We start from the raw sequence: 7,242 nt of genomic DNA on the forward strand, positions 1-7,242 counted from the left end.
AGCCCAACTGTGGCAGCCGCGCCGCGCTGCCACCCTTCATTCTCACGCAAATTCACGGCGCGCATTAGAATAGGGGCAGCCCTTGCCCCACGCCGAATGCCATGAATGAATTGAAGGGCCTGACAGCGCTGGTCATCGAGCCCAATCCCAGCATGCGCGCCAGCTTGCATAATATGCTGAGCCTGTGCGGGCTGGACCGCATCGAAGACGCAGCCAGCTCCAACCAGGCGGTCCGCGCCCTGGAAACGAAGACTTACGACCTGATCCTGTGCGAGTACGCGCTGGAAGGCGGCCAGGATGGCCAGCAGATGCTGGAGGACTTGCGCCATCACCGCCTGATCAATGCCGGCACCATGTTTTTCATGGTCACGGGGGAAGGCCAGTTCAGCAAAGTCGTCAGCGCCGCCGAGCTGATGCCCAACGATTACATCCTCAAGCCCTTTGCCGCCGACTGCATGCTGGAGCGCATCTGGCGCGCCCAGGACCGGCGCAACGCCCTGGTGCCGATCCACCAGCTGGTGGACATGGGTGACTTGCGCGCCGCGATCGAAGCCTGCGAGGACGGCGAAGCCGCGCAGCCGCGTTTTGCCACCGAATTCCGCCGCATGCGGGCGGAGCTGCATATCCAGACCGGCGAGCCGGAGCTGGCGGAGCCGATTTACGCTGCATTGTGGGAGTCCCGGCACATCCACTGGGCGCGCCTGGGCCAGGCCAAAACCCTGTACCTGCGTGGCCGCTACGACGAGGCGCGCGGCATGCTGGAAGACTTGTTGGGAAAAAACAGCCGCTTCCTCGACGCCTACGACTGGCTGGCGCGCACCCATGAAGCCAATGGCGACCTGGCGGCGGCCCAGGCCGTGCTGAACCGCGCGGTGGAGCTGTCGCCCCATGCGGTGCGGCGCCTGCGCCGGCTGGGCGAGGTGGCGCTGGAGGCGGGCGATATCGAGGCGGCCGAACGGGCCCTGAAGCAGGTGGTCAGCAAGACCCGCTATTCGGAATTCCGCACGCCGGAAGACCATGCCAAATTGGCGCAAACCCTGGTCAAGAAGGGCGACCCGGTGGCGGCAGCGGCCGTGATCCGCGACCTCGACAAGTCGCTGGCCGGCACCCGCAATACCGACGTCTGCAGCGCCATCGCCTCGGCCGCGCTGCATGAATTCACCGGCAACACGGCGCGCATGAATGCTTCGCTCGATTACGCCGTCAACGGCGCCCGCATCGCCAGCGGCTTGTCCAATGAAATGAAGATGGAGCTGGCGCGCACCTGCCTGGATGCGGGCAAGGAGGAGCAGGCCACCGAGGTCATGCGCGACGTGATGCGCAACTCCGCTTCGCCGGTCGCCATGGCGCGCGCCATGCGCATGATGGAGCAGAGCGGCCATGCCGAACTGGCGCAGCGCCTGGCGGACGAGAGCCGCAACGAGGTCGGCGAAATGGTGGCGGCCGGCGCGGCGCTGGCAAAACGCGGCGACTTCCGCGGCGCGGTCGACCTGATGCTGGAAGCGGTCGCCAAGCTGCCGGACAATGCGCAGGTGGCCTTCAATGCGGCGGTGGCGATCCTGAAATGCCTGGAAAACGAGGGCTGGGACGACGCCCTGGGCCGCCATGCGCTGGCGCTGGTGGCCACCGTGCGGCGCCTGGACCCGGCCAACAACAAGCTGAATGCCTTGGCAGGATTGCATCAGGATATATTGAAGAAATACAACATTCGCCCGGCGGCGCGGCGCGAAGCTGGAGTGCGCGTCGCGATCTGATAGCTGCTGGGGCTACAATGGGCTATGAGCTCCAGCACCAACCCCAATCCAGAAGACCGCCCGGTCCGCGCCTACCTGCTGAAAAAGCTTTGCAGCGATGACGAGGGCTTGTTTGCACTCGGCGTATCGATCGCGCGCGTGGTGCAGATGGCCGATTCCGACGACCAGGGCACGCAAAGCCTGGCCTACCACGTGCTGTCAGACGTGGCACTGACCCAGAAAATCCTGCGCCTGGCGAATACCCCGCAATACCGGCAAGCCTCGGGCGCGCCGGTGACCACCATTTCCCACGCGATTTCGCTGCTGGGTTTCGATAATGTGAAGACCACGGCGCTGGCCATGCTGCTGGTCGATACCTTGTCCAACAGCAAGCATGCGCAGAGCGTGCGGGTCGAGCTGGAGGCGGCGCTGTGCGCCAGCCTGGTGGGGCGCGAACTGGCGCGCTACAGCCCTTACCAGAAGGCGGAGGAGGCGGCCATCGGGGCGCTGTTCAAGAACCTGGGGCCGCTGCTGATCGCTTCGCGCGAGCATGAGCGATTCCGTGAAATCAATGCGCTGATCGCGGCCGGCCAGCATTCGCAGGCGCAGGCCTCGCAGATGATCCTGGGCAGCACGTATGACACGCTGACGGCGGCCGTGCTGCGCGAATGGAAAATCCCGGATGTGATCGTGCGTTCGCTGGTGCCGCTGCCGGCCGGGACGCTGCGCCCGCCGCCGGACCGCAACGAATGGGTGCGCCAGGTGGTGACCTTCGGCATGGAGGCGGCGCGCGCCCTGACCCGGGCCGGCGGCGCCAGTGCCGACGATGTGCGCATGCTGCACCAGCGTTTCGGCAATGCGCTGGGGCTGGAGCGCGAGCAGGTCACCAAGGTGCTGACCGGGGCGCGCAGCAGCATGGATGCGCTGCTCAACAGTATGCAAATGGATGGCAGCAGCGGCGGCGTGGCCAGCGAGCCCGGCGATCCCTACGCCGAGACAGGCGGTGCCGGCGCGGCGGGCACCTTGCCCAGCGTGCTGGCGCTGGCCAGCCTGGATGCCGGGGCGCAGGAGGGCGCTTATCCAAGCGGCAAACCGTACGACGCGCGCGAGCAGCTGCTGGCGGGCGTGCAGGAACTGACCGAGATGCGGGTGCAGGGCAAGGCGCGCGTCAATGAGCTGATCCAGCAGGTGCTGGAGACCTTGTACCGCAGCATGGGCTTCCGCTTTGCGACGGTGTGCTTGAAGGATACCAAGGCGGGGCAGTTCCGGGCCCGGATTTCGCTGGGGGACCGGAGCGGGCCGCGCCAGGAGGGCTTTGTGTTCCCGCTGCAGGGGAAGGATTTGTTCCACCTGGCGTTGGATAACGACGCGGACCTGATGATCGCCGATGCGAGTGCGCCCAAGATCCGCGACCTGCTGCCGCAGTGGCACCTCGATTTGCTGCCGGATACGCGCAGTTTTATCGTGCTGCCGCTGGTGGTGCAGGGCGTGCAGCTGGGCTTGTTCTACGCGGACCGCTCACAGCCGGCGCCGGAAGGGGTGCCGCCGGATGAGACTTCGCTGATCCGGGCGCTGAAGGCGCAGGTGCTGGCGGCGCTGTCGCCTTAAACCGGTTCCGGCAGCCGCCCAGCCAGCGCCTCGAACTCCGCCACCGGCATCGGCCGCGCAAACAGATAGCCCTGCGCTTCATTGCAGTATTTGCTGCGCAGGAACTCCACCTGCGCCTCCGTCTCCACGCCCTCGGCCACCACGCCCAGGCCCAGGGAATGCGCCAGCCCAATGGTGGCGGTGACGATCACCGCATCGTTCGGATCGCTCTCGATATCCTTCACAAAGCCGCGGTCGATCTTGATCCGGTCGATCTCGAACAGCTTCAGGTAGCTGAGCGATGAATACCCGGTGCCGAAATCGTCAATCGCCACGGTAAAGCCGCGCGCCCGCAGCTCGCGCAGCAGGTGGCGCGAACGTTCCGGATCCTGCATCGCCGCCGACTCGGTAATCTCCAGTTCCAGCAGCGCCGGATCGATCCCGCTTTCGTCCACCAGCCGGTCCAGTAGCGGCAGCAAGGCCCCGCCATGGCACTGGCGCGCCGACAGGTTGACGGCCAGGCGCTGGCGGCCTTTCCAGCGCTGCAGCAGGCTGACTGCCTGCGTCAGCACCCACTCGCCCAGCGGCAGGATCAGCCCCGACTCTTCCGCAATCGGGATAAAGCGGTCCGGCCCCACCATGCCCAGCTCCGGATGGTGCCAGCGCAGCAGCACCTCAGCCCCGATCACGCGCCGGCTGCCCAGTTCCACCTGCGGCTGCAGGTAAAGCTCAAATTCCTTGCGCTCGAGCGCCTGCCACAGCCGGTTTTCCATCAACAGCCGCTCATGCGTCGCGGCATTCATGGCCGCCGAGAAGAACTGGAAATTGCCGCGCCCGTGGCTCTTGGCGGCATACATCGCCGTGTCGGCATGCTTGAGCAGGGTCGGGCTGTCGCCGCCATCCTGCGGGAACATCGCCACGCCGACGCTGGTGCCGGTGTGGATGGTCTTGCCCGCCAGCTGGAACGGCTCGGCCAGCGCATTGACGATGCGCATCGCGATATGGGTCGCGTCGGCCGGCGTCACCGTGCCGCACGTCACCACGATGAATTCGTCGCCGCCCAGGCGTGCAATGGTATCGACCTCGCGCAGCAGTTCGCGCAGGCGTTCGGCCACCGCCACCAGCAGCTGGTCGCCGGTGGCGTGGCCATGGGTGTCGTTGATTTTCTTGAAGTGGTCGAGGTCGAGGAACATCAGCGCGGCCGTGCCTTGCAAGCGGCGCGTCTGCGCCAGCAACTGGTCCAGGCGCAGGTTGAGCGAGAGACGGTTGTCCAGCCCGGTCAGCGGATCGTGGTGGGCCAGGCGGTAGATGCGTTCCTGGGCGCGCTGCTGTTCGGTCAGGTCGTGCAGGATGGCGACGAAGATGTTGCCGTCCGGTAGCTCGACTTCGCTCACCGAGATCGCGATCGGCAGCGTGCTGCCATCCGAACGGCGGCCGCTCGATTCGTGTTCGTGCGTGTCGCCATTGGCGATATTGCGCAGCAGGCGGGCCGCGCTGTCGCTCTCCGCTTCCGGCAGCAGGCGCGCCAGCGGCACCCCGGCCAGCGCGTCGGGCGCGTAGCCGAACAGGCGGCCGGCCGCCGCGTTGGCCGACACCAGCAAACCATCGGCGCCGATGGTCAGGATGGCGTCGGCCGCCTTGTCGAGGATGGCTTGCAGGCGCGCTTCGCGTTCGCGCAGGCGCGCCGTGGATTCCTTGACCTGCTGCTGGATCTGGGCCCGCTCGCCGCTGGTCAGCAGCATCAGCGCCCCCAGCAGGCCAGTCAGCAGCAGGCCTGCGCTCAGCACCAGCCAGCTTTGCCAGCCATGCTGCTGCGCCATATAGGCCGGCGATGGTTCCAGCACCAGCTCGTATTCGCGCCCGCCAAAGCTGAGCTTGCGCCAGTAGTCGTCGCTGCCCGGGGCGCGCGACAGCTCATCGACCAGCGTGGTCGGGCCCGGCGTGCCGCGATCCACCAGGCGCGCCTGCATATGCGGGAAGTCGGCGCCGGCCAGCGCGCCGCGCACATAGGAATCGATCTGCATCGCCAGCATCAGCATGCCGACGGCCGGCTGGCCATCGCCCGGCTCGACCGCCTGCAGCAGCACCACGCCGCTGCCTTCGCCCGGCTGCGACAGCAGGACCGGCGCGCTGGCCACCGGCCGTCCGCCCGACAGCGCCGCGCGCACCGCTTGCGCGCGCACCGGCTCGGCCAGCCAGTCCAGGCCCTGGTAATGACGGCGCGAGGCCGGTTCGATGAACAGGGTCACCATATGCTCGCCGGGCGCCAGCGTGGCATGTCCGTGCGGGGCATGGCTGTGCGAGTGGCCGGGCGTGGAAGAGGGCGCAATAATGCTGAACTCAGGATCGATCTTGTCGCGCGCCCAGGCGTCGAATTCCGGACGTTCGGCGGCGCTGACCGGGCGCAGCCAGGCCATCGACAGCAGTTCGGGGCGCTGGTCGAGATAGCCGTGCGCAATCTTGTCGAAGCCCTGTGCATTCATGCCGCGCCCGTAGCGGTTGATGGCGCGCGCCATTGCCAGCAGATAGCGCTCGTGTTCGCTGAAGCGGGCTTGCAGCAAGTCGCCCACCTGCTGCGCCTTGAGGCGGAAACCTTCCAGGTGCTGGCGGGTTTCCCAGCGCGCCACCAGCACGTAGAGCAGTACGCACAGCGTCACCAGCAATAGCTGCGGCACGCCCACCAGCAAGCGGCGGCGCTGCCACAGGCTGCGGGGCTGGCCGATCAGTACCCAGCACAGCGGCGCCGCCAGCAGCACGCCGATGGCGTCGCCAATCCACCAGGTCAGCCAGCTGGTCAGCCAGCCATGGCGCGGGATCGCTCCCACCGCGACGGCGACGCCGTTCGACAGCGTGCTGCTGGCCAGGGTCACAAACACCGCCAGCAACAGGAAGCGCAGCACGTCGCGGCCGGCGCCGATTTCCGGACGGATCGCGCGGCGGAAGTACAGCATGCCCAGCCAGGCCTGCAGTGCCGAACCGGCGGCAGCGGCCAGTGCGGCCAGTCCCTGCGGCAGCGGCGGCAGCGCGAGCGGGTTAGGCGCGCCTGGCAAAGGCAGGAAGTTGATCAGCAGGGCGCCGATCGCGACACCGGGCAGCAGGCGCGGACCGAAAGTGACCACCGCAGCCAGCGCGAAGCCGGCCGGCAGGAACAGCGGGCTGGCGTAACCAGGCGCCAGCGACAGGTAGAGACAGAAGCGGCCAACAATGGCGTAGACCGCCAGCAGGATCAGGTTGGCGGCCAGCGTACGCTGCCAGCCGGAGGCGGGATGGGTCACGGAAAGAAGGCTCCGGGTATGCGGGATAAGTTGACCGATTTTAAAGCAAAACGTGCAACGTAAAAACAACACTTGCATTTTTGCAGGACTAGCCCTTACAATCTCGCCCCGAAGCGCACGGTCATGCAGCGTTTGCGAAATAAGCAAATAACAGTATTGACAGTGTTGAGAAGTTGCTTCATACTCTGCGGTTCCTTCGCGGAGGGGTGGCCGAGTGGTTAAAGGCAGCAGACTGTAAATCTGCCCTCTTATGAGTACACTGGTTCGAATCCAGTCCCCTCCACCAAAGCTTGCAGGAAGCTGAGTGAAGTTGTAGTCGAATGTAGTCGGAACCTCGCGGGTGTAGCTCAATGGTAGAGCTGAAGCCTTCCAAGCTTAAGACGAGGGTTCGATTCCCTTCACCCGCTCCATGCAGCACAGTAGTAAAAATAAGCCCTTGTAGCTCAGTGGTAGAGCACTCCCTTGGTAAGGGAGAGGCCACGTGTTCAATCCACGTCAAGGGCACCAGAATTCTGCAGTATCCATCTGATAGTCGGGCGCGTGCCCAGCAACTCAAACATTGTTAGGAGTCTAAAATGGCAAAAGAAAAGTTCGAGCGGACTAAGCCGCACGTGAACGTTGGCACCATCGGTCACGTTGACCATGGT

At 65.8% G+C, this 7,242-nt stretch carries 3 protein-coding genes, 3 tRNA genes and 1 pseudogene; 6 read left to right on the forward strand and 1 reads right to left on the reverse strand.

Features of this window, described 5'->3' with window-relative positions; all coding sequences use genetic code 11:
• The first annotated feature begins 101 nt into the window (after window positions 1–101).
• A complete protein-coding gene (locus tag AAHE99_RS24070; protein WP_342120151.1) occupies window positions 102–1,754 on the forward strand; it encodes a tetratricopeptide repeat protein in 1,653 nt (550 codons plus the stop codon).
• Between the two features lie 24 nt (window positions 1,755–1,778).
• Window positions 1,779–3,341 (forward strand): HDOD domain-containing protein, encoded by a 1,563-nt coding sequence (locus AAHE99_RS24075; RefSeq protein WP_342120154.1) that lies wholly within the window; start codon window positions 1,779–1,781, stop codon window positions 3,339–3,341.
• On the opposite strand, the gene AAHE99_RS24080 is transcribed toward AAHE99_RS24075, so the two are convergent.
• A complete protein-coding gene (locus AAHE99_RS24080) occupies window positions 3,338–6,595 on the reverse strand; it encodes an EAL domain-containing protein (RefSeq protein WP_342120156.1) in 3,258 nt (1,085 codons plus the stop codon). The genes AAHE99_RS24075 and AAHE99_RS24080 overlap by 4 nt on opposite strands.
• A gap of 200 nt (window positions 6,596–6,795) precedes the next feature.
• Here AAHE99_RS24080 and AAHE99_RS24085 point away from each other — a divergent pair.
• The 4 genes and pseudogenes from AAHE99_RS24085 to AAHE99_RS24100 form a co-directional block, all read left to right on the forward strand.
• Window positions 6,796–6,881: transfer RNA gene (locus AAHE99_RS24085), tRNA-Tyr, on the forward strand.
• Between the two features lie 50 nt (window positions 6,882–6,931).
• Window positions 6,932–7,005: transfer RNA gene (locus tag AAHE99_RS24090), tRNA-Gly, on the forward strand.
• A gap of 22 nt (window positions 7,006–7,027) precedes the next feature.
• Window positions 7,028–7,102, forward strand: a tRNA-Thr gene (locus AAHE99_RS24095).
• A 68-nt stretch (window positions 7,103–7,170) separates the two neighbouring features.
• Window positions 7,171–7,242, forward strand: a pseudogene (locus AAHE99_RS24100) (GTP-binding protein); the annotation flags it as partial.

The sequence above is a fragment of the Pseudoduganella sp. OTU4001 genome, assembly GCF_038440195.1.
Taxonomy (GTDB): domain Bacteria; phylum Pseudomonadota; class Gammaproteobacteria; order Burkholderiales; family Burkholderiaceae_D; genus Rugamonas.

Coding starts and splice junctions, on each gene's coding strand:
- AAHE99_RS24070 (WP_342120151.1), top strand. CDS start 102: ATGAATGAATTGAAGGGCCTGACAGCGCTGGTCATCGAGCCCAATCCC.
- AAHE99_RS24075 (WP_342120154.1), top strand. CDS start 1,779: ATGAGCTCCAGCACCAACCCCAATCCAGAAGACCGCCCGGTCCGCGCC.